This is a genomic window from Chitinophaga solisilvae (genome assembly GCF_009928525.1).
Lineage (GTDB): Bacteria > Bacteroidota > Bacteroidia > Chitinophagales > Chitinophagaceae > Chitinophaga > Chitinophaga solisilvae.
This window is the reverse complement of record NZ_JAABOK010000004.1, coordinates 406019-427639: the sequence shown is the minus strand read 5'-3', so window position 1 is coordinate 427639 and position 21621 is coordinate 406019. Positions and strand designations below refer to the sequence as shown.

General features: G+C 48.3%; 17 protein-coding genes. 6 read left to right on the top strand and 11 right to left on the bottom strand.

All coding sequences use genetic code 11. The annotated features are described in order from the left end of the window. Position 1 precedes the first annotated feature (1 nt). Genes GWG06_RS10300 through GWG06_RS10285 form a run of 4 tightly spaced genes read right to left on the bottom strand, consistent with a single transcriptional unit; the run spans position 2 to position 4207 of the window. Positions 2-1672: an ATP-binding cassette domain-containing protein gene (locus tag GWG06_RS10300; RefSeq protein ID WP_160713059.1), complete on the bottom strand. Its 1671-nt coding sequence runs from the start codon at positions 1670-1672 to the stop codon at positions 2-4. A gap of 24 nt (positions 1673-1696) precedes the next feature. Continuing rightward, complete coding sequence (locus GWG06_RS10295) at positions 1697-2461, bottom strand: glycosyltransferase family 2 protein (protein WP_160713057.1); 765 nt, start codon at positions 2459-2461, stop codon at positions 1697-1699. Between the two features lie 20 nt (positions 2462-2481). Continuing rightward, positions 2482-3702 carry a glycosyltransferase gene (locus GWG06_RS10290; RefSeq protein WP_160713055.1) on the bottom strand — a complete coding sequence of 407 codons (1221 nt, stop codon included), beginning with the start codon at positions 3700-3702 and terminating at the stop codon, positions 2482-2484. 7 nt (positions 3703-3709) lie between these two features. After that, positions 3710-4207 (bottom strand): UpxY family transcription antiterminator, encoded by a 498-nt coding sequence (locus tag GWG06_RS10285; protein ID WP_127036183.1) that lies wholly within the window; start codon positions 4205-4207, stop codon positions 3710-3712. 1230 nt (positions 4208-5437) lie between these two features. Between GWG06_RS10285 and GWG06_RS10280 the strand changes: the two genes are divergently transcribed. The 4 genes from GWG06_RS10280 (at position 5438) to GWG06_RS10265 (ending at position 8847) form a co-directional block, all read left to right on the top strand. Further along, positions 5438-5653: a class I lanthipeptide gene (locus GWG06_RS10280; RefSeq protein ID WP_160713053.1), complete on the top strand. Its 216-nt coding sequence runs from the start codon at positions 5438-5440 to the stop codon at positions 5651-5653. 479 nt (positions 5654-6132) lie between these two features. Further along, positions 6133-6726 carry an alpha/beta fold hydrolase gene (locus GWG06_RS10275; RefSeq protein ID WP_160713051.1) on the top strand — a complete coding sequence of 198 codons (594 nt, stop codon included), beginning with the start codon at positions 6133-6135 and terminating at the stop codon, positions 6724-6726. Positions 6727-6945: 219 nt separating this feature from the next. Further along, positions 6946-8418 carry a S41 family peptidase gene (locus GWG06_RS10270; protein ID WP_160713049.1) on the top strand — a complete coding sequence of 491 codons (1473 nt, stop codon included), beginning with the start codon at positions 6946-6948 and terminating at the stop codon, positions 8416-8418. 147 nt (positions 8419-8565) lie between these two features. Further along, positions 8566-8847: a DUF5952 family protein gene (locus tag GWG06_RS10265; protein ID WP_160713047.1), complete on the top strand. Its 282-nt coding sequence runs from the start codon at positions 8566-8568 to the stop codon at positions 8845-8847. An 11-nt stretch (positions 8848-8858) separates the two neighbouring features. Here GWG06_RS10265 and GWG06_RS10260 read toward each other — a convergent pair whose 3' ends face one another. From GWG06_RS10260 to GWG06_RS10230, 7 genes are all read right to left on the bottom strand, one after another. Beyond that, positions 8859-9683 carry a M43 family zinc metalloprotease gene (locus tag GWG06_RS10260; RefSeq protein ID WP_160713045.1) on the bottom strand — a complete coding sequence of 275 codons (825 nt, stop codon included), beginning with the start codon at positions 9681-9683 and terminating at the stop codon, positions 8859-8861. A 162-nt stretch (positions 9684-9845) separates the two neighbouring features. Then, entirely contained in the window at positions 9846-12050 is a 2205-nt protein-coding gene (locus tag GWG06_RS10255; RefSeq protein WP_160713043.1) for a discoidin domain-containing protein, read from the bottom strand. Between the two features lie 262 nt (positions 12051-12312). Then, positions 12313-13059, bottom strand: a complete 747-nt coding sequence (locus GWG06_RS10250; RefSeq protein ID WP_160713041.1) for a T9SS type A sorting domain-containing protein — start codon at positions 13057-13059, stop codon at positions 12313-12315. A gap of 170 nt (positions 13060-13229) precedes the next feature. Beyond that, positions 13230-13841: a cysteine hydrolase family protein gene (locus GWG06_RS10245; protein WP_202182987.1), complete on the bottom strand. Its 612-nt coding sequence runs from the start codon at positions 13839-13841 to the stop codon at positions 13230-13232. Between the two features lie 145 nt (positions 13842-13986). After that, positions 13987-14190, bottom strand: a complete 204-nt coding sequence (locus GWG06_RS10240) for a CsbD family protein (RefSeq protein ID WP_235938259.1) — start codon at positions 14188-14190, stop codon at positions 13987-13989. 309 nt (positions 14191-14499) lie between these two features. After that, the gene (locus GWG06_RS10235; RefSeq protein ID WP_160713039.1) at positions 14500-15990 is read right to left on the bottom strand and encodes an endonuclease/exonuclease/phosphatase family protein; all 1491 of its coding nucleotides are present in this window, start codon (positions 15988-15990) and stop codon (positions 14500-14502) included. A gap of 199 nt (positions 15991-16189) precedes the next feature. Then, positions 16190-16342 carry a hypothetical protein gene (locus GWG06_RS10230; RefSeq protein WP_158631676.1) on the bottom strand — a complete coding sequence of 51 codons (153 nt, stop codon included), beginning with the start codon at positions 16340-16342 and terminating at the stop codon, positions 16190-16192. Between the two features lie 166 nt (positions 16343-16508). Between GWG06_RS10230 and GWG06_RS30690 the strand changes: the two genes are divergently transcribed. Both GWG06_RS30690 and GWG06_RS10225 read left to right on the top strand, forming a co-directional pair. Then, a complete protein-coding gene (locus tag GWG06_RS30690) occupies positions 16509-16637 on the top strand; it encodes a hypothetical protein (RefSeq protein ID WP_262888683.1) in 129 nt (42 codons plus the stop codon). Between the two features lie 149 nt (positions 16638-16786). Further along, on the top strand, positions 16787-21621 hold a 4835-nt coding region (locus tag GWG06_RS10225), incomplete at its 3' end, for a beta strand repeat-containing protein (protein ID WP_202182986.1).

The following is a 21621-nucleotide window of genomic DNA, read 5'->3' as shown; positions in this document are numbered from 1 at the left end:
ATCAGTTTTCGGGCAGGCGGGAAACCAGTAACGCGGCTTCTTTTATGCTGTTGGTAGATATAAACCTGCCGTCAGTGAATTTCAGGATACGGCTGGCACAGGAGAAATATTCATCATCGTGTGTAATTGCGATGACAGTAACGCCTTCTTCTTTCAGCAGGGGGATGATTTCCTGGTAGAAATACTGTTTGAAACCAGGATCCTGCTCGGCGGCCCATTCATCAAGTATCAGTACTTTTCGCTCCATCATCAGTGCCAGTACAAGTGCCAGGCGTTTCTGCTGGCCTTTGGACAGCCGGTCCCTGTCTTCCAGGAGGTAGTCAGGGTTCACAATACCATCCAGCTGCACCAGGCGGAGATAGCGCGCCAGTTTTTCGTTATCCGCATTCAATGTAAACTGCTCGTAATTGAAATGGAAAAGATAGCCATCATAAAACACTACCGCCAGCTTATTCCGGTATTCGTCATACAGCTCATCGAGAACAGGATGTCCGTTGAAATGAATGACACCCCTGGAAGGCTTTACCAGTCCGGTTAACAGGTTAAGGAAAGTACTTTTTCCGCTGCCGTTGCCGCCGATAACAAACACGACTTCTCCCTGCTGCAGTTCAAGATTTACAGGGCCCAGGGAGAAAGTACGGCCATGCTCACTGTCAATATAATCAAAGCAGACATTGTCGAAACGTATCTGTGCAACAGGGCCTGATAAAGCGACGGAGGGTTGTTCTTCAGGTATAGCCGCTGTTTCGGGAAATTTGGCATTGATGGCGTCCAGTACCTTCAACGCATTCCGCAGACTGGAATAAAATTCAAAAAAAGCGGTAATGGATGTCAGCGGCGCGATGATGTAAAGGAGTATCACCACAAAGGAAGAAATCTGTCCTGCGCCGGAAGCAGTGCGCGGAATCATAAACAGCACAATGCCCAGCAGCAGATACCAGGTATAGGTGGATATGACGGAACTGGCAGCAAAATTCTTTTTCAATCCTACCTCCGTAGTATGTTGCAGTTCCTTATTCATTCTGATATGTTCATCATAAATCCTGCTGTTTTTCACATGGCTCATCTTCAGGTCCTTGAAACCTATCAGCAGGTCATGAATGTATTTGTAGTATTCTACCTGCAGCTTCCGCAGGCGTTCGAACTTCAGCATGCTGATGCGGTCGCGCAGCATGTAACTGACGATCAGAATACCGATCAGCAGGGTCATGATAATACCATACATGAGCGACATCCAGTAGAGATAGCCTACGCAGCAGAGTACTGTCAGTACAGAATTAAAGAGGTTAAAAAATACGCTGGGGGCTTCTCCCAGAATACGCAGGTTACTCAGCGCAGCATAAAACTCGCTGTTGTTCATGGTAGTAAACTGCATGAAGGAGGCGCGCTTTACCCGTTGTACCAGGTTCAGTTCCACGGTATGAATAATACCTGCGCCCAGGCGGATGATGTAAAAATTGAACAGGAAGTTCAGCAGCAGCGATGTCAGCAGCAGCACCACAAAGCCAATGTGGTCAAATCCCTTAAAGACATAAAAATTGGCATCGAATATGAAACGGCCGACGATTACCATAAAGGTCGTATTCAGAATACTGTTCATCAGCCCAACCAGCAGGATGAAAAGGAAAAATCCTTTAGACCTGCCGGATAGTAATAGGAAGAATGATTTCATAATAAGGGTTATTTTTCGGGGGCCTTAACTGGCATGTATTTTAAAATAGTTAAGTTCGCTGAGTACCGCTTCACTTTGCAGCAATGCGGAGCCATTTTCGCAGGAGTATTCCTGGCTGAGAATTTTACCGATCAGCTCACTGGCAGACGCTGATAACCGTTGCGCTTTTTCAAACTGCACCTGAAAAACACCTTTATCAGTAGTGTTGTTACCGTGATAGTTATAGATATAGAGCAGTGGTTTTATCAGGGGGAACAGTACATTATCTTCATACAATCCCTTCAGGAATTCATAGTCTTCCATCTTGTTAATAGCCGGATACAGCCTGGCTGCATGTACAGCATCCTTTGCGCAGAGGATACTTCCCGGCGGTACGAAGGGCAGCGAAAGGTAAGCCTGCTTCTCTGCCTGATCGTAAAAAATGCAATAGGGCAATACGGTGCCTTTCTTTTTGTTTTCCAGCGTGTATTTCAGTTGTATTTCCAGGCGCTGGTTGTGGTACCAGTCGTCATCATCCCAGCAGCAGAAATACTCTCCGGCAGCGAGTTCCAGGGAGATATTCCGTAGTTCGCCCTGTGACAGCGGCGTTTCTCCGTTAACGTAATGATAGCTCACCAGCGGGCTTGCTGCGGCGGCTACAATCTGTTCGTATATTTCATCGTACCTGTCGGAAAGCACGATCAGTTCCTTGTTGGGGTATGTCTGTGCAAGAAATACAGCTATTGCATGGCGTAAATGTCCTGGTCTGTTGGCAGAAACGCACAGGCAGGATATAAGCGGGAAAGTCATAAGCTCAGAATTATATTTTTTTACATAAATGATTCCATCTGGTCTGCGAGGATATCCGACTGTTGTTCATAGGCATGAAATACGGTCCGCATGCCGGAGATATTTTTCCTGATATCCTTATTCATCAGTACAGCTGCCATATCGTTTTTGATACTACAGCTGCTGCTTTTACGGATATTGGCCCTGACGCCCAGCCGGTGATATACTATCCGTGCCGCGTTGCCGTGCTGGTCAGTCATTTCCCCCAGCGGGTAAATCAGCATCGGCACGCCGTGATAGATACATTCCTTGATGGAGTTACTGCCGCCATGGGTAATCATCATTCTGCAGCGCGGGAGTATCTGCATCTGCGGAACTTTCGTATATACGTGAACGTTAGCAGGAATATCCCCCAGTTCTTCCTCTCTGCAATGTTCTCCGACGGAGAGCAGGAGGCTCACATCCGGTTGTTCGCGGAATACGGCGATGAGTTTGCGGAAGAAGCTGATATAGTCCGGATAATAGACATGGGCCAAAGTGCCCAGCGCACAGTACACCAGGGGCTTGTCCGCCGGGATGCGGCTCCAGTCGAAAGGAGCATCTTCCGTTGGATGATAGATCAGCGGACCGGTAAAGTATTTATCCGGCGGCTGCATTTTACGGGGAAAATCCAGTTCAGGCGGATAGAGTATAAATTCCGGGTAGTTCCTGAATCCGATCAGCCAGGCGCGGTCGAAGCTCATACATTCCCGGAACGGGAAATTGTATTTCTTCGCCAGCGCTTCATGGTAAGGATCATAATTGTGCAGGAGTTTTCCCATGCGCGTACGCCACCACTTTTTGGTGAACCAGATATGCCAGGTCAGCGCGATGCGCAGCCGGGAATACCACGACCGGGAAGGAATGATGGAAGAGAAGAAAGGCGGTATGCCAGGGGCCTTGTCGGACAAACAGGTAGTATTCACTACAATTTTGGAGAAGGCATACCGGTACAGGAGAATGCCGGCGCTTAGCTGGTCAGCATCCAGTATAGCGCATCTGACATGGTTATTCCTGAGGGGAGATATACGCAGGAGGCTTTCGGGGTCGCCTGCAATATCTGCAACGATTGCTTCAAATCCCTGGCGGCAGATAAAATCCTTCAGTGTATCAGGAACCACATAGGCTACTTTACCACCTCGCTGCTGAAACAGGGCCGCCAGCCGGAAAGTACTGTTCAGAGGGCCTTTCGCAGGATGAATAATAAACAGGATGTAATGCATAGAGATACTAGGCTATCAGGCTATGAGAAAGATCAGCCAGCACATTCCGGTTGAGTATTTTTATCCGCACCAGTACTTTCTTATCGTTCCGGTGTTCTACCACTTCACAGTCAAGACCTGAAAAAGCGCCGCGGTGAATCACCAGTTTCTGGCCGGGGTTAAATCGTTCGGAGGATACTTCCAGGTTACGTCCTTCATTGACCAGGAAGCGGAGGCTGTTAATGGTTTCTTCCCGTACACGGGCTATTTCTTTGCCAAACCTGACCCAGTACAATACACCATCGCAATCGAGACTATTATAATAGTGCTCCATTTTGTCAACAAACACAAATACATAGGATGGAAAAAGCGGAGCTTCAATCACCTTCTTTCTGTCGTGCCATTGTTTTACTACTTTGGATTCCGGCAGGAACAGGGAGATGTTCATTCTGGTCAACTGAAGTGCAACTTTTCTTTCGTGTTTGGGCTTGGTGTAAAGCAGGTACCAACCGGGAACAAAACTCATAAATCAGGGTTTTAATACAACAATAATTTCCGGTTCCTACAAACGCAGCACGGCAGCTGCTAACCGGCATGAGATCAGCATGACATGGCTGGTTCTGCCATGTTTAACTAGTGGTCACATTAAATTCAATGGGTATTAGCCTTTGTAAGCAAAGGAGATGCAAATCCTTTTTTCACACAGTTTTTTACTATGCAAACGGATCAACTTCGAAAGATTTCAGGATTATGGGAGATCTGGATATAGCTACCGCTACAGCAAGTAACATTGCTTACTATCATGACGAAATGGTTAAAACTAAACAATAAAACTAACCGGCACTATTCCGGGGTGACCGGACAGATTAAACCTGGTGCCAGGCACTATCGGTGTGTATCAGAAATTGTTATCTTTTGTTATAACACAACTATTTCCTTAAAACTTAAATTTCAGCAACAGTTATTTTTCAGTTGTTCATGCAATTATTTTGGTCCCGTTTTAAGTATACCCGCTGGCTAAGGTAACTACCTGTATTATATTTACAGCGATTGGAATACTTAAGTGCGTGCTCCATTTATCAGCATAGGATATCCATTTACAGGATGGATCTTCTCTATAGCGACAAGATAGTAACTTTATTTTAATAAGCAAATTTTCATAAAAAAAATGTCATCAAAGCTATACACGACGGGAACAGTATACTTTCCTTGTACATAAAAACCGATGCGCATGCATATTATGCGGCTAACAACACCACCCCGAAATACGCTACTACAAAGGATTTAACAGCACTACACCTTTACTGATGCGCGTTACACCAGCAGTATACTTATCAAACAGCATCCTGCACAAAACAGGAATTTTATATTCCTGTTTCGGAAGCGGTTGATGTGATCCGACAGATAAAATCAGGAGCTGGTTATTCCTGCCGGAGAGATGCGGCAATAAGGTGAAAATTACAAATATTTCTTCTCAACAGATTAAACATAAAATAAATATCAAAATCTGTTCATTATACTGCTGTTAATTTATCCGCTGCGCATGTACATTGCAGCCCGGTAACTTAACTTTCAAATATAATCCTGTAGCAGTTCTTCCCGGAATAAACCCTGAATGATTATCCTGACGACAGTTGCCAATGTCACCGGATATGTTACCCGTTCCTGATGATTGCTTTAATGATACACGAGCGTTACCTGAATCATTTTTCCTGGTAATACTATGCCTGATTTTTAACCCTCACAATTTCCATGTATGAAAAAGAAACAAATTGCCCTTCACAAAAAACTACTCCTGCAGAAAAATACCATTGCGGGCCTGACCATCCCGGATCAATTACAGATTGCCGGTGGCGCAACATTTGCCGGCGTCAGCTGCTCAGCCGGCTGTCAGCCAACCTTCGCAGGTGTTACCTGTTCACTGGGCTGCCAGCCTACTTTTGCAGGCACCAGCTGCTCGCTGAGCTGTTAGTGCTCCGGTAGCTGCCCGATTGAGCCAATGAGTCATCTCAATCGGGCAGATATCCCGCCGGTTTTACACCTCCCTCCTTCCGCTGTCATCATTCTATCATTCCTCCACCCCTGCTGTAAAGCTACGCGCCAATGTTCCGGCCTGATTCTTGCTATCTCATAAAATGCTTACATTTTGTATTACATTATATAATATATAAAGCAACGGAATCAGCGGATCATGCCGCCCTCATCCCTTATATACTGCTCACGCCCATGTAGTCCTGTTTGTTACTATGCCAGTCCCCGCCAATAAGGATTTAATAAGGTCAGTACTTAATGATGAAAAATTTTATAGTGCAAAGTGTGAAAGTGATTTTTTTCGTTCTATGGATGTGTTGCAGCAGCACTGCGTTTTCTCAGGTTCACGGGGATACAGCCGCAGCAGGGCAAAAGACAATTTATTTTTTCAGTGGCCTGGGGGCAGATTCAAGTGTATTCATGAACCTGCAGCTACCCGGTTATCACAAAGTATTTATCTCCTGGATTCCTGCATTACCCAATGAATCTATCACTGCATATGCAGGCAGGATTAAAAGCCAGATCACCACACAGGATCCGTATATCATCGGACTCTCTTTCGGTGGCATCGTTGCCGTGGAAGTATCCAAACAAATACAGGTGACGAAGATGATACTGATCTCTTCTGTCAGAACAAAAGACGAGCTGAACAAAATTCAGTTCTTCTTTATGAAACTAGGCTTACACCGCATCATTCCCCGCACCCTGATAAAACGGGCCAATTTCCTTACCTACAGCTACTTTGGCGCCCGATCGAGCATAGACAAAAAAACACTGACAGCATTACTACATCACACCGATGTTCCCTTCTTCCGCTGGGCATTGAAAAGCATTGCTCACTGGGACAACAGAGACGCGCCGGAAAAAACCATCCAGATACATGGAACCGCCGACCGCGTAATAGCCAGCAGACGCCTGCACCCGGACTACCGTATCAGAGGCGGCGGACACCTGATGGTTTTCAACAAAGCAGACACTATCAGCAAAATCATTCTGCACTACTTCAATGATTAATTATCATCAGCACTCCTTACTTATTTTAACAAAATATTGACCCGACAATATTGATACAGTGTTGCAATTAATTTAATATTGCAACCGGAGTCATGTGACAGTGAAACAGTGCGTCAGCAGCAAATCAATATTTAACCCGCCATCAACAGCATTATCTGAGAGCACGCCTGGAAATACCAGGTGCAAATGCCAGCGTTAATACCAATTTAAACTATGTATATGAAGCAGATCTATCTTGCGGGCATCATGGCCCTGACTATCTTATACCTGTCTCCCCTGGCCGCACAGGAAAAGAAATTTACGGAACTGACCAGGGAGGAAATCCTGGGAGACTTTGACCTGATTGTCAGCATTCTTCAAAAGCAACATCCGAATATCTGTAAGTTCACCGATTCCGTTACCTTCAGACACCAGACAGATTCTCTCCGGAAAACAATTACGCAACACGCAGATTTCTATACACTGCTGACGAACCTTCCGAACTATCTGGTAAGAGATGCCCACCTGTCCCTGCGCCTGTCAAATGACTATAACCGGGAAGTATTTGCCGCCCTGCAGTACTTCCCGCTGCCGGTGATAATAGAACGAGGACGCATATTTGTAAACATTAAAGGGGCATCCATTCCCTTCGGATCAGAAATAACCGGCATCAACGATGTAACGGTAACGGATATACTGAAAAAACTGGCATCCCATTCTGCCAGCGACGGGTATATCTCTACCGGCACCGACCGGATGTATGATGACTTTCAGTTTTACTACAGCCTGACAGCCCCCGGTGTCACATCTTACCGTGTATCCTACATCACGCCCGGCTCAAACGACATCCGCCGAAATACGCTGGCCGCCGTTTCTCCGGCAACAGCCTTTCAGACAAAATACCAGCGCACACTTCCGCTGAATCTGCTGCAACGGGCGTACAATATTTATGCGGACTACCTGGAGAAAGATCAAACCGGGCTGCTCACCGTCAATACCTTCAGCCTGGGAGAAACAGAAGCATACAAGGAATTCAGCACTTTTTTCCGGGAAGTGAATAAACGCAAATACAAACAGGTGATCATCGATATCCGCAGTAACGGCGGCGGCGATCCCGGTATTTCAGCGCTGCTGTACTCCTTCCTGGCAACGCAGCCATTCCGGAATGTCTATAACTACCGGACCAAAACAATTGACATTGCCTATCCGGAATATGTAGTGGATAATAACAACAGGAGGGTATCCGAAGAAGATATACGCAATAACAGGAACTTCTTTTATCAGCGGTTTGATAAAGACAGCTCCGGTTTCTACAAAGGCAATGCCCGCCTGATGGAAGGCCTGCTGGAGAATTTCCCGCCGGACAAAGACGCCTTTCACGGCAGGGTATTTATTCTCACCGGCGGAGGCACAGTATCTGCAGCTACTTACTTTGCATCACTTGTGCAGCAGAACAAACGCGGCACTATAGTCGGAAAGGAAACAGGCAGCGGTGAGGCATCCACTACGGCCTCCTGGTTCCTGCATTACCTGCTGCCAGGCACCAAGAGTATACTGACGATACCAAGAACAGAGGTCTATTTCTTCAATGCCACCAGGGATAACGGCCATGGCGTTATTCCTGACCAGGAAATACCTTTGCCTGCATTTGTACAATATTTCCAGGCGGGTAAGGATCCGGAGCTGAGTTATGTGCTGGAGAAAATGCAATAAGCGTATACGTCAGCCACGGGAAAGCCTTCCGGTACTCATCCGGGAGGCTTTTGTCTTACATTTATGTAAACCGCAACAGGAAGGGGTATAGCAGTCAATATTACTATATTAGTAACAAACTCCGATTACTCATTAAATTTGTGCGTTATGGAATCCTGCCACCTACTTATTCACTGCGAAATACTGAATGAAATGGGCATACTGGTATCACATCACATCAGGGTTACCACCCATGCAGCGCCCGAAGTATCAGACCTGTACATGTTCAGCAGCAGGCATATAGGACATCCGCTGCTCATCTGCATTACGGGCATCTCACCTTCCGCCGGAGAAGATGATGCAGATTATATCTGTGAAGCAGAAGAGGTGGATGAAACAGATCACATCAACGGCGCTTTTGAAGAAACCGATTATATCTTTATCGACTGAGGCAACAGGCATTACCGCAGCAGCCCAGGTCTGTGCACGGTTATATTTTCCCGCATACGTCTAGATTGCTCTGCTGTAAACATTTTCCGGCAGCCGGAATAATCCATGAAATTATTATAGTTGGAGGGGACACCGGCATCACAATGCTGGTCTGCTACCGCAGGCGGGCACTTTATACAATCCATATCGGTTGGTTTCTTCTGTACCGGTGTATCAGCAATATCATCGCCATCTGTTTTACATCCGCCGCCTTTACCGGATCCTTTTCCGCCGTAGATATGAAACAAACCGCACCAATGGCCGGTTTCATGTGTAAGCAGGCGATAGTGCTGTCCTATCCAGTCAAATCCCAGGTAAACGGCGTCTGTCTCCCGATCGTTCCAGGGATTCGTATTTACAAAACTGCTTCCGATATTGCCGACGTAGATATTCAGGTACCTTCGCGGATCTATTACCCTGCTTTGTGAAGACAGGTTACGTTTGTTCCGCCGGCTCAGTACCCTGATGATACCTTTCTCCCCGTCCGGTTGCAGGAGCGTATCAGCCAGATAAAAGCGGATACGGGGATTACCGATGATTCCTTTATAGGCAGCTATTACTTCGGCCGTATCAGCATTCAGCAACAGGAAATCTTCCTGCATCTCTTTCAGTTCAGTTAACAGCTTTGCCGTTTCAATATTCTCCTGTGTATTGCCGCCGTCTGTCCGGGAATGAGTACGGCCTGAATAAATGACGTGAAAAATAACCGGTACGGAAATGACCTGCTGACCGGCATCCTGGGAGCATACTACAGATGCGGGGAACAATAACAGGAAAAATATAAAAGCCTTTTTCATATAATACTTTTGGGCATGAGGGAAAAAAGATACAATGTTTCTGCAGCATTAATACAGTACCGGCAATAAAATTGTTGCGCGGACCGGATATTAAAACAAAAGTCTTACATGCAGGATGTAAGACTTTTGTTTTAACTGTGGATAATTTTTATGCAGATGTAATTATTTCCCTTCCAGTTTTACCACTTTTCGGCTGAGTGCTTTTCCGTTATGCATCACACGCAGGATATAGATGCCTGCCGGCGCTTCTTTGCAGGCCAGCGTCAGGCGGTGTGTTCCTGCAGGCAGATATTTTGTCTGTATAGTGCTGACCGGTTTACCGGCCAGATCATAAAGGCCCAGCTGAGTAGTGCCTCCTTCTTTGAGCTGGAGGCTCACTGCAATATGATCATTGAACGGGTTGGGATAAATCTGTACAGGTACGCCGGGATGGGTAGTATTTTCTTCCGGTGTGCCGGCGGATGCAGCCGCAGTTCCGGCCGGGTTGATGCGTACTTCCGTATAGCTGTTCCAGGCATTCAGGGTGTTGCCATGGCCAACAATTCGTACATACCTGCCCGTTACCGCTGCAAAGGAAAACGGTTCCAGGGCCAGGGTAGCGCCGCTGCTCTGCAAACCTGTAGCCGCATTGGTCCATGTTTGTCCGTCCAGGCCTACCTGTATGTCAAAGGTTGACCTGCGGGTGTTACCACTGTAAAAGGCAATGTCAACGCGGCTGACGGCTACAGTATCATTCAGACAGAATTGTATCCATTCTCCGTTGCCGCTGGCAGACCAGCGGGTATTCAGGTTATTATCGAGTACGTTGGCCGGTATATTTCCATCGTGTTTGCTGGCGGTAACCGGCTCACAGGGGGGCGTTACGGTGCCGAGGCGGTCTTCCAGCTGCTTTTCGTACAGGCTTTGGGGTGATACAAAGGTGCCGGTGGATTCCCATACGCCGGGATTGCCATCATGCCAGTTGCCATCGTCCGTGACGGTGCCTTTGCATCCGATGGCCCAGTTATAATGCTGGGGGGCCTGCTGTACGATGAATTTTCTGCCGGTGCAGTTCCAGAATACGCATTGGGAGCCTGCCCATCCGTGGCCGGAGCCGGATTGCTTGCGGTTTTGTACATGCAGATCACCGTTGCCGGTGATATTGTCGAACAGTACGCCGGTAGCCCAGCGGTGGTGAGGGCCGTTATCGGCCCGTTGCAGTTCGGAGGTACAGTTCACAAAAGCGTTAGGGCCCGGCGTGGTGCTGCCGGTAACGTAATCGTGGCGGCCATTGCGGGCATAGCAGTTTTTCACCAGCACCAGCTGTCCGTCATCTATGAGGAAAGGATATTTTCTGCCGCCGGTTGCCTGCGATTTCGGGTCCGTCATTTTGCAGTCGATGACGCTGACCCGCAGGGAGCCACTCAGTACGCCCACGTTACCATATCCGAAGTAGTAGGCATCTACGCCGCGTACCCAGGCATTTTCAACGTTGTTGGTAGTGATGGCCGTCCAGCCGTGGTTTTCATCTTCTTCAGACGCATAGGCAGATTCGATGCGCATATTTTCCACTCCTGCCTCTTCTATTTTCTGTGCCCAGGTATACTTATAAATGGCGCCGGATCCGTAGGTTTTGTCTATGGGATCAACTACAGGAGCATCTACTGTGATCCGGTTGCCGGATACGGCAGTGATGGTCCGGAAGTAATGCATGGTATAGCCTGCAGGCGTCCAGCCATAGGGCGCCATTCCCAACAGGGTGATCCAGGCGTCGTTAGGTGTTTTCACCAGCCTGATACGATCACCGGCATTAAAGCCGGCGGCAGATTCAACGTTAAAGCTTTTCGCGCCGATGGGTACGTAGTTGTCCGTAATATTTCTGCGGGTACCGGATGTTTCGGACGGGCCGCTGCCGCCGCGTATTGTAATCAGTGTGTGCTGGGCCGCGCGGGTGGCGATGAGCCGGGTATCCGCCGTTCCGCGGCCTTCGCCTCTCAGCACAATACCGCTCACGCCTATACGTAAAGTATTGCTGACAGAATAGGTTCCTTTCTTCAGCAGCAGGGCGCCGCGGAAGCCATTCTGCAACGGCATGGCAGCTACTTCGTCAATGGCAGCCTGTATATGCGCCAGGTTATCACCTGAAACCGGCGAGATCGTTTTTACTACCGGTACCTCCGGTATGGCTTTCTCTCCGGAATGGTAGCCGGTCATGCTGAAATCAGGAATGGTATTACCTTTTGCGTCGGGCGTGTAAACGAGCCTGCCGTTGCTGCCGGTCTTCACCCAGGCGGAAGTACCGGTCTGCGCACCTGCCTGCTGTGCGGGCGCTATGTACAATGAGGTAAGCAATAACGGCAGCAGCCGTAGTGTGTAAAAGGGTTTCATATAACAAACGTTGATTTTGGTGGATAATATTTTCTTTAAAATATGCAAACGTTTGCATTAAAACTCCCGGGATATTCGCTCTTTTACATACAATTTTACCTTGAAGAATTACGAATTACGAATTGCGAATTACGAATGTAGAAGCGAAGAACTAAACGAAGATTAAAGGAGATAAGCATTAAACATCTCTTTTAATCTTCGTTTAGTTCTTCGCTTCTACATTCGTAATTCGCAATTCGCAATTCGTAATTCACAAGTCCTCTCACCATCTCAGTACCTTCATCGTCACCACCGTATCCTGTCTGCTTATGTTTATAAAATACAGTCCGGACGAAAGTCCTTCTCCGGAGATATTCACCTTATTAACGCCCTGCTGCGCCTGGTAATTGATATATCTTTCGCGGCGCCCGGAGGCGTTATACATGCCGATGTTTACGGCCCCCGCTTCATGGCAGGTAAAGGAAAGTGTGAGTTGAGCGGCAAAGGGATTGGGAGAGGTAATCACGTCTGTCAGCAATGATGGCAGCGGCTGTTGCGGGCGGGCAGTTTTGAGTCCTGCCGTTACCGGTACTCCTGGCTGATACAGGGTATCGGTTCCCGGTTCTCCGCCTGATGCGGGCCTTATCGTAATAACAGGGCTGGTGATGGTACCTGTTCCGGGCTTCTGCTGCTTCAATACAATCTGATGCTGCCCGGTACCGGCATTTTTAATGGTGTCGGTTACGGGTACGCCGTTGCATAAATAGGTATAGATAATCATAGCGCCTCTCCCGCCGGAGGCAGGAACAACGGTGATCCAGCCTTCTGTATTAACTCCCAGACTCAGGCAGGGCACTGTTTTCTTATGTATGCTCACACCCAGCTCAGGGTCATAGATCAGGGTATCTATGCCGGTGGTATCTGTTGGTTGCGTAATGAAGGTATCCACCGGAATGCCGCCCGGATGCGGCAACTGTGCGGACGCGTACCGGACGGCCATACACAGGAAGAGGAAAAGGAGGCATTTCATGACGGTTTTTACACAAAGTTATGGCAGGCCGGTGCAATGCCTCCTGCAGCGTTCCTGCTGTGCACGCGCCGGAACCTTTGCCGGCATTGCTATTCCACAGGGCTGCCGCGCAGGAAGGCAACGACCGGTGCACATGCCCCCCGAAGTGTTACCTTCCTGTCCTTCAGCCACTAACGGTTCAGGTATTCTTTTGTATTAACAATGGCTGCATAATAAAAAGCCAATGCTCCCATCAGCGACCGCTGCACTTCTGCTGCCGGCACCAGCTGGTGATTTACTTCCAGATCCCTGGTAGCGCAGGCATCTGCAATTACGGTGCAGTTAAAACCCAGGTCTTTCGCCGCCCTGGTAGTTGCATCTACACAGGCATGTGTCATCATACCGGTGATAACAAGATCCGTAATACCGGCGGCCTTCAGGTACTCCGCCAGGGTTGTTTCCCGAAAACTGTTCGGATAATGCTTGGTGATTATTTTCTCTCCCGCCACCGGACGAACGGAAGCATGTATTTCAGCGCCGGTGGTATTGGCTACCAGGAAACCCTCTGTGGCAGCATGCTGCACATGAATAACCGGGATACCCTTTTTCCGGCTCTCTGCCAGTATAAGGCTGATATTGGCCGCTGCCACATCGGGCTCCGACAGCTCCATTTTTCCACCTTTGAAATAATCATTCTGCACATCAATAATCAGCAACGCTTTTTTGTGTGACGCCTGTGCAGACACTTTTCCTGCAAACAATAATGACAGCAGTGCCATCACCGGCACCTTGAGATAACGCATGTTCATGAATTTAATATTTTCTGTAAACGATCTGTAAAGCGCTTTACTGATGCAAAAGTGCACAGAATAAAAAAGCAGTCACTTGACCTAGGTCAAGTGACTGCTTTTTTATCTGCCGGCAGCCGGACAGCAAACAAGTCAATCTTTACAGGGTATCAATCCATGACTTCACTTCTTCTTTCGTCTTACCTGTCTTCTTCTGAATACGGCCTAACAATTCGTCTTCCTTTCCTTCCACATACAACAGGTCATCATCTGTAAGATCTGCATACTGCTGCTTTAACTTACCTTTAAACTCATTCCAGTTACCTTTCAGTTTCAGCATAAAGCTGTTATTCTCCTGTGCCATAGTAATAGATTTTACATGGTGAAATAATAACAACCTTCTGTTCAAATAACAAACCAATATGTTTTTGCCCGGCAATTCCGGTATATCATGAATACCAATAGATTAAGCTGTGGATTTTAATGGGCAGATTGGGTTGTTTATTGCATAATAGGGGATTTAAACGGGAATTACGAATTACGAATTGCGAATTACGAATGTAGAAGCGAAGATTAAAACGAAGATTAAAGGAGATAAGTATTAAGTAGCACCTTAAATCTTCGTTTTAATCTTCGCTTCTACATTCGTAATTCGCAATTCGTAATTCGTAATTTAAAACCCAAACACCGTGACCAGCGCCGCATGATCCGACGGATAATGCACCGGATGCTCCGTAATTGTATATGATTGCAGTGCTTTCAGTTTCTTTCCGGTGTAATAAATATAATCAATGCGGTCTTTAAATGCGTGTGGGAACTGCGGCGACCAGGTAATGCCTCTTTCTTTCAGCGGATCGGGGTGTATTTCGCGGAAGCTGTCTTTGAATCCTGCTTCCAGCATTATTTTACTTTGCGGGAAAGGCACCACTAATCCGTTATTCAGATGTCTGGTGCTTTCTGTCCAGTCCAGATGAGAGCCGCTGTTGAGGTCACCGCAGAAAATTACGGGTACGGTGGCTGCGTTGGCGATTACCTCGTGGTTTACTGCCAGGTTTTTCCGGAGCTGGCTGCCATTGGTCTTTTCCATCTGAAGCAGCAGGGTATCGGCATTCAGCGGCATGTTTTTCTCCAGCATATCCCAGTAATCCAACGGGTAGTTGAGCCAGTTGGTGATGAAAGCAATCTGCTGGTTTTTATTCAGCCGGATATAGGCACCACCATTATAGAAGGCCGCTGCTCCGGGTAAAGTGGCTTCAATGGGGTATCTGCTCATGATACTGAGATTGCTGCTGCGCAGATAAAAATAGTAGCCGAGGGCGTCTGCTATTTTTTCTCCGGAACCATATGTTTCCTGCATGGAGATGATATCAGCGCCAGACTGACGAATAACATCCACGATCCTTTCCGGGCCGGTATCCTTGCCGGTTTCATTGCCACCGTGCCAGATGTTGTAGTTCATGACGCGGAGCTGTTTGCCCGCGGCCAAGGACGCTACCGGCGGCTGAGGAATAAAGACGCCGGCTGTCTGCCGGATATAGGCGGGCGTCAGCACTTCCCGGTAGAGGGTCAGCTCGTCGATTGCGCCGTTAAAGGTATTCCACTGGCCCAGATCCCCTTCCGGGCGGCCGCCGGCCCACAGCGTATCAGGCATACCGGTGGATACAATATCTTCTGTATTATATACCGCCACCTGTGTACCGTCGTAATACAGGCTTACTTCCTTTTTAGCTGAATCCATGCAATAGGTCAGCTGATGCCATTTGTTATTCCGGATACTTTGTCGCGCTGCTGTCGGCCGGTATTGGTAAGCACCCCGCCGGGAAGCATGTTGCCAGTACCAGGCGCCGCTTTCCTGTACACCGAGTTCCCAGCGGCCGGACTTTTCTCCTGATGAAGTTAACAACACGTAGCTGCTGGCAGAAGGCGCTGCCTTTACCCAGCATTGCACGGAATAGGAGCCCTGATAGCCTTTCAGCGGATTGATCAATGCCTGGGGACTGCGCAGCGCGGCATTTTTATCCAGGTTCAAGGCAGTACCGGCAATACCTTTGCAGGTGTTGTAGTTTTTGTCTGGCCCGAAGGAGTGTTTGTAAACAGGTTGCTGTGCAGACAATGATACTGTCCATGCCAGCAGGGCGGACAACAGGTAAGCAGTTTTTTTCATTAACGTAAAGGTTTGAGCTGTCGTTGCGGATGACAGCAGCGATCATTCATTGTTCAAAGTAAGGTCAGCAGGTAAGATAACCAGAATTCACAGCAATGCAACAAATATTTTACGGAAGGTGTGGTATACCGGCAAACCGTATCTGTCGCTTCTTTCAGGCAGACAGCCTACAGCTTGCCGGACAAATACCTGTGTGCGACTAGCAAATAGCGCGGGTGCAGGTCGGGCAGCTGCTGTCGTTGAGAGAAGTAAGGCAGATAAATCCTTCTTTCGCCGCTCCGCGGTTAATTTTGTTAAGACTGGCAATCTTAATCCTGGATAACTGCAGTTTTTTCTGTGTTGTCTTTTTCATAATGCGGATATTTAAGGTGAGAAAATCCGGGTAACAGCAGGCCGGCTGGCCGGGTTATTTTGTTTACTACACGTTGCCTTTATAACGGGTTCTTACAGTGGTTTAAAGATACGTTAATAACTGTTTCAGCAAATACCGGTAATCAGGTATTTCATAACCCCACTGAATGTATATTGCATTGATGGCTGCTATCCATGAAGTCTGCTGTATACAGCCAGCTTACTCTTTTACCGGGAAGAAATGCATGCAGGCCGACTATCTTATCCAGCCGGGTAAAGATGGCTATCCGGGTTAAATACCTTCACAGAAAGTCAGGCAGTTTTACCTTTTATCAGCTCTCTCTCCAGAAAATCTTTATCCTCATTTTCAAAATATAAATCAAACAAACACCTATCTCCTTTTGTTAAAGAAATCAACCTCTAGTGAATTGCAATATATTCTTATATGAAGCTATTTTTACAATTCCCCTTCCTGTTTTTATTCCTGACCGTTACACTTACCCTTCATGGCGAAGGCAGTAAAGAGCTATCTCAAAATGGCGGCAGCAGAGCATTCTGGAGAAGCAGTACTGTAACCACAGCAACGTTTCCGATTCCTTCCCTGGTAACTGTAAAAGTATATGCGCGTGCAGGCGAAAAGCTGTACATGGGTTCCAGCGCGCAGGGAATCGGCCAGGGTACTATTAACTGGGTAGCACCGGATGGCACCACCGGCAGCTCTGGCAGTGACCTTACCACCGGGCTGATTGCCTCCAGGGCCGAGGAGGTGGCGGGGCCGCGTGTCAACCCGGCAGATCCGGGGTACCTGCCATACATTGTTCCTGTACAGGAAGCTCAGGAAGGTATCTGGCTCATTACCTTTATGCCTACCAACACACAGGTAGCCGGCGGCAATGCACCTGTTATAGCAGCCAATGCCAACTGGGTACAAAACCCCAACAGCTGGTATATTTCGGCCGTAGATGTTTCCGTGCGGGATATTGCGAACAGCAGCTTCATTCCGGGAAGAGCATACATGAATATCTTCACCGGCAACACCTCCAACGTAGGGCAAAACTATGGCTCTTTCAACGGTATATTTTACATACTCACCAATGATGGTTACCGGTATGCTGTTAATGCCAACGGCATGCAGGGAGCGGCCTTCTACTTCTTTGTAAATAACAACGGGTTCCTTGACAATAACGGGAAAGCGCTGTACAAAAGCGTTGCAGACATAGGTTCTACACTTTCCACTATTCCGGTGCATAATCCTACCCAGCCGGATGATGCCACCAACATTACCCATAAACTATTTTTCAACCCGGTAGCTTCAGATCTTCCGGCATCTGCACGATCAGCCGAAAACCCTTCCGAATGGTTGCTGCGTACACCGCTGGTACGTACCCTCTCCGATTTAACATGGACAGGCATAGAAGGAACACCGGATGTGATGGGCACTACTCCGCTGGGCGGAAATTTCACTTTCACCACCAATGTATCAGGCGCCTTCCAGATAGGGCTGGACCTGAACAACAACGGGGAGGACAGTGATCCGGAAGATAAGCTCCTTACCGGTTTTGCCAATGTCGGCACCAATACCGTTTACTGGGACGGGCGGACGAACAACGGCACACCGGCAGCAGCAGCCACTATTAATGGGGCACGTATCACCGTAGAATTACATGGCGGAGAAGTACATTTTCCATTGCTGGATGTTGAAAAAAATCCTTCCGGTATCATCGTAACACAACTCAATGGCAGTTCCGGCGATACCCTGTACTGGGATGACAGCGATATTCCGTTGATTGGCGTACCCTCTTCGCCTGTCCGGAATCTTACAGGACAAAGCAGTTCCGTTAACGGGCATAAATGGACAGATAATTTCGGTGACAATAATGGCATGGACAGCTGGAGTTATATTGCCAGTGCGCCGCTGACTGGTAAGGTTAACCTTATCCTGCGGGAAGCAGACCTGGAGGTGGCAGCCATCATACCGGATAAAACCGGCGTATGCCTGAACGGACGCATTTCGTATCAGGTGACTGTCAGGAATAATGGTCCGAGTGATGTCAGCGGCAGTAAATTCCGCTTTACCTTCCCTTCCTACCTCACTGGTATTACCGTTACTCACACGGTTACCACAGGTACAGCAACAGTTACGGGAGAGACAACGGGCAGCGGCGCTTATGATGCTACACTGGACATGAACAATGGCGCTCTGATTACCTTCACTGTCGGAGGCACAGTAACAGGACTTCCACCGGGCGGGCAGCTGAATACCAACGCCAGCATACTAAGACCGGCGGATGTTACCGATCCGGATGCCACAAATCCTGATGCAACACCACCTGCCGATCCGGCAGCAGAATGTGATGCGCTTCCTTCAGGCAGTGGATGTAATAACATGAAGTATGATACACTGACTGTTTACAATCAGCTTGGCAACAATACCATCAGCGCTTATCAGCAGGTATGTGCAGGTTCAGTACCAGATACCCTCCGGGGCGGGTTACCTACGGGCGGTAGCGGTATATACACCTACCTTTGGGAGTCCAGCACAACAGACAGCCTCAATAACTTCAGCGCGGCTGCAGGCATATCCGGCGGTCAGCACTACATACCGGGTACAGCTTCCGTAAGAACCTGGTACAGGAGAGTAGTTACAGCCGGGTGCAGTAGTACGAGCAATATTATTTCTGTGGCAGTACTGCCATTACCAGATACGCCGAAAGTGACTGTTACGCAGCCGATATGTACAAATGCAAACGGAACGATTACCATCACCGCGCCGCTGGGTGAAAGCCTTACTTACTCCATTGATGGCACTAATTACCAGCAGGCAGCTACATTTACTGCGATAAGCGGTTCTTATCAGGTGACTGTGAAGAATACAGATGGCTGTGTATCTGCAGCTACCAATGCAGTTGTGAACCCGCAACCACAAACACCGGCTGCACCTACGGTCAATATTACACAGCCGACATGTACAAATGCTAACGGAACGATAATCATCACCGCGCCACTGGGTGAAAGCCTTACTTACTCCATTGATGGCACCAATTACCAGCAGGCAGCTACATTTACTGCGGCAAGCGGTTCTTATCAGGTGACCTTGAAGAATGCAGATGGCTGCGTATCTGCAGCTACCAATGCGGTTGTGAACCCGCAACCACAAACACCGGCTGCACCTACGGTGAATGTTACACAGCCGACATGTGCAAATGCTAATGGAACAATTACCATCACTGCACCGCTGGGTGAAAGCCTCATCTACTCTATTGATGGCACCAATTACCAGCAGGCGGCTACATTTACTGCGGCAAGCGGTTCTTATCAGGTGACCGTGAAGAATACAGCGGGCTGCGTATCTGCAGCTACCAATGCGGTTGTAAACGCGCAACCACAAACACCGGCTACACCTACGGTAAATGTTACACAACCGACATGTACAAATGCTAACGGAACGATTACCATCACCGCGCCGCTGGGTGAAAGCCTTACTTACTCCATTGATGGCACCAATTACCAGCAGGCAGCTACATTTACTGCGGCAAGCGGTTCTTATCAGGTGACCTTGAAGAATGCAGATGGCTGCGTATCTGCAGCTACCAATGCGGTTGTGAACCCGCAACCACAAACACCGGCTGCACCTACGGTGAATGTTACACAGCCGACATGTGCAAATGCTAACGGAACAATTACCATCACTGCACCGCTGGGTGAAAGCCTCATCTACTCTATTGATGGCACCAATTACCAGCAGGCGGCTACATTTACTGCGGCAAGCGGTTCTTATCAGGTGACTGTGAAAAATGCAGATGGCTGCGTATCTGCAGCTACCAATGCGATTGTAAACCCGCAACCACAAACACCGGCTGCACCTACAGTGAATGTTACGCAGTCGACATGTGCAAATGCTAACGGAACAATTACCATCACTGCACCGCTGGGTGAAAGCCTCACCTACTCCATTGATGGCACCAATTATCAGCAGGCGGCTACATTTACTGCGGCAAGCGGTTCTTATCAGGTGACCGTGAAGAATACAGCGGGCTGCGTATCTGCAGCTACCAATGCGGTTGTGAACGCGCAACCACAAACACCGCCTGCACCTACGGTAAATGTTACACAGCCGACATGTGCAAATGCTAACGGAACAATTACCATCACCGCGCCGCTGGGTGAAAGCCTTACCTACTCTATTGATGGCACCAATTACCAGCAGGCGGCTACATTTACTGCGGCAAGCGGTTCTTATCAGGTGACCGTGAAGAATACAGCGGGCTGTGTATCTCCAGCTACCAATGCGGTTGTGAACCCGCAACCACAAACACCGGCTGCACCTACAGTAAATGTTACACAGCCGACATGTGCAAATGCTAACGGAACGATAACCATCACCGCGCCACTGGGTGAAAGCCTCACCTACTCCATTGATGGCACCAATTACCAGCAAGCAGCTACATTTACTGCGGCAAGTGGCTCTTACCAGGTGACCGTGAAGAATGCAGATGGCTGTGTATCTGCAGCTACCAATGCAGTTATGAACCCGCAACCACAAACACCGGCTGCACCTACAGTAAATGTTACACAGCCGACATGTGCAAATGCTAACGGAACGATTACCATCACCTCGCCACTGGGTGAAAGCCTCACCTACTCTATTGATGGTACCAATTATCAGCAGGCGGCTACATTTACTGCGGCAAGCGGTTCTTATCAGGTGACCGTGAAGAATACAGCGGGCTGCGTATCTGCAGCTACCAATGCGGTTGTGAACCCGCAACCACAAACACCGGCGGCACCCACAGTGAATGTTACACAGCCGACATGCGCAAATGCTAACGGAACGATTACCATTACCGCGCCACTGGGTGAAAACCTCACCTATTCCATTGACGGCACTAATTACCAACAAGCGGCTACATTTACTACGGCAAGCGGTTCTTATCAGGTGACCGTGAAGAATACAGATGGCTGCGTATCTGCAGCTACCAATGCGGTTGTGAACCCGCAACCACAAACACCGGCGGCACCTACGGTGAATGTTACACAACCGACATGTGCAAATGCTAACGGAACGATTACCATCACCGCGCCACTGGGAGAAAGCCTCACCTACTCCATTGATGGCACCAATTACCAACAAGCAGCTACATTTACTGGGGCAAGCGGTTCTTATCAGGTGACCGTGAAGAATACAGCGGGCTGCGTATCTGCAGTTACCAATTCGGTTGTAAACGCGCAACCACAAACACCGGCTGCACCTACGGTGAATGTTACACAGCCGACATGTAC

Bases quoted from the DNA above. Each gene is read 5' to 3' on its own strand.
- GWG06_RS10300 (WP_160713059.1), bottom strand. From the start codon at position 1,672: ATGAAATCATTCTTCCTATTACTATCCGGCAGGTCTAAAGGATTTTTC.
- GWG06_RS10295 (WP_160713057.1), bottom strand. From the start codon at position 2,461: ATGACTTTCCCGCTTATATCCTGCCTGTGCGTTTCTGCCAACAGACCA.
- GWG06_RS10290 (WP_160713055.1), bottom strand. From the start codon at position 3,702: ATGCATTACATCCTGTTTATTATTCATCCTGCGAAAGGCCCTCTGAAC.
- GWG06_RS10285 (WP_127036183.1), bottom strand. From the start codon at position 4,207: ATGAGTTTTGTTCCCGGTTGGTACCTGCTTTACACCAAGCCCAAACAC.
- GWG06_RS10280 (WP_160713053.1), top strand. From the start codon at position 5,438: ATGAAAAAGAAACAAATTGCCCTTCACAAAAAACTACTCCTGCAGAAA.
- GWG06_RS10275 (WP_160713051.1), top strand. From the start codon at position 6,133: ATGAACCTGCAGCTACCCGGTTATCACAAAGTATTTATCTCCTGGATT.
- GWG06_RS10270 (WP_160713049.1), top strand. From the start codon at position 6,946: ATGAAGCAGATCTATCTTGCGGGCATCATGGCCCTGACTATCTTATAC.
- GWG06_RS10265 (WP_160713047.1), top strand. From the start codon at position 8,566: ATGGAATCCTGCCACCTACTTATTCACTGCGAAATACTGAATGAAATG.
- GWG06_RS10260 (WP_160713045.1), bottom strand. From the start codon at position 9,683: ATGAAAAAGGCTTTTATATTTTTCCTGTTATTGTTCCCCGCATCTGTA.
- GWG06_RS10255 (WP_160713043.1), bottom strand. From the start codon at position 12,050: ATGAAACCCTTTTACACACTACGGCTGCTGCCGTTATTGCTTACCTCA.
- GWG06_RS10250 (WP_160713041.1), bottom strand. From the start codon at position 13,059: ATGAAATGCCTCCTTTTCCTCTTCCTGTGTATGGCCGTCCGGTACGCG.
- GWG06_RS10245 (WP_202182987.1), bottom strand. From the start codon at position 13,841: ATGCGTTATCTCAAGGTGCCGGTGATGGCACTGCTGTCATTATTGTTT.
- GWG06_RS10240 (WP_235938259.1), bottom strand. From the start codon at position 14,190: ATGGCACAGGAGAATAACAGCTTTATGCTGAAACTGAAAGGTAACTGG.
- GWG06_RS10235 (WP_160713039.1), bottom strand. From the start codon at position 15,990: ATGAAAAAAACTGCTTACCTGTTGTCCGCCCTGCTGGCATGGACAGTA.
- GWG06_RS10230 (WP_158631676.1), bottom strand. From the start codon at position 16,342: ATGAAAAAGACAACACAGAAAAAACTGCAGTTATCCAGGATTAAGATT.
- GWG06_RS30690 (WP_262888683.1), top strand. From the start codon at position 16,509: ATGTATATTGCATTGATGGCTGCTATCCATGAAGTCTGCTGTATACAG.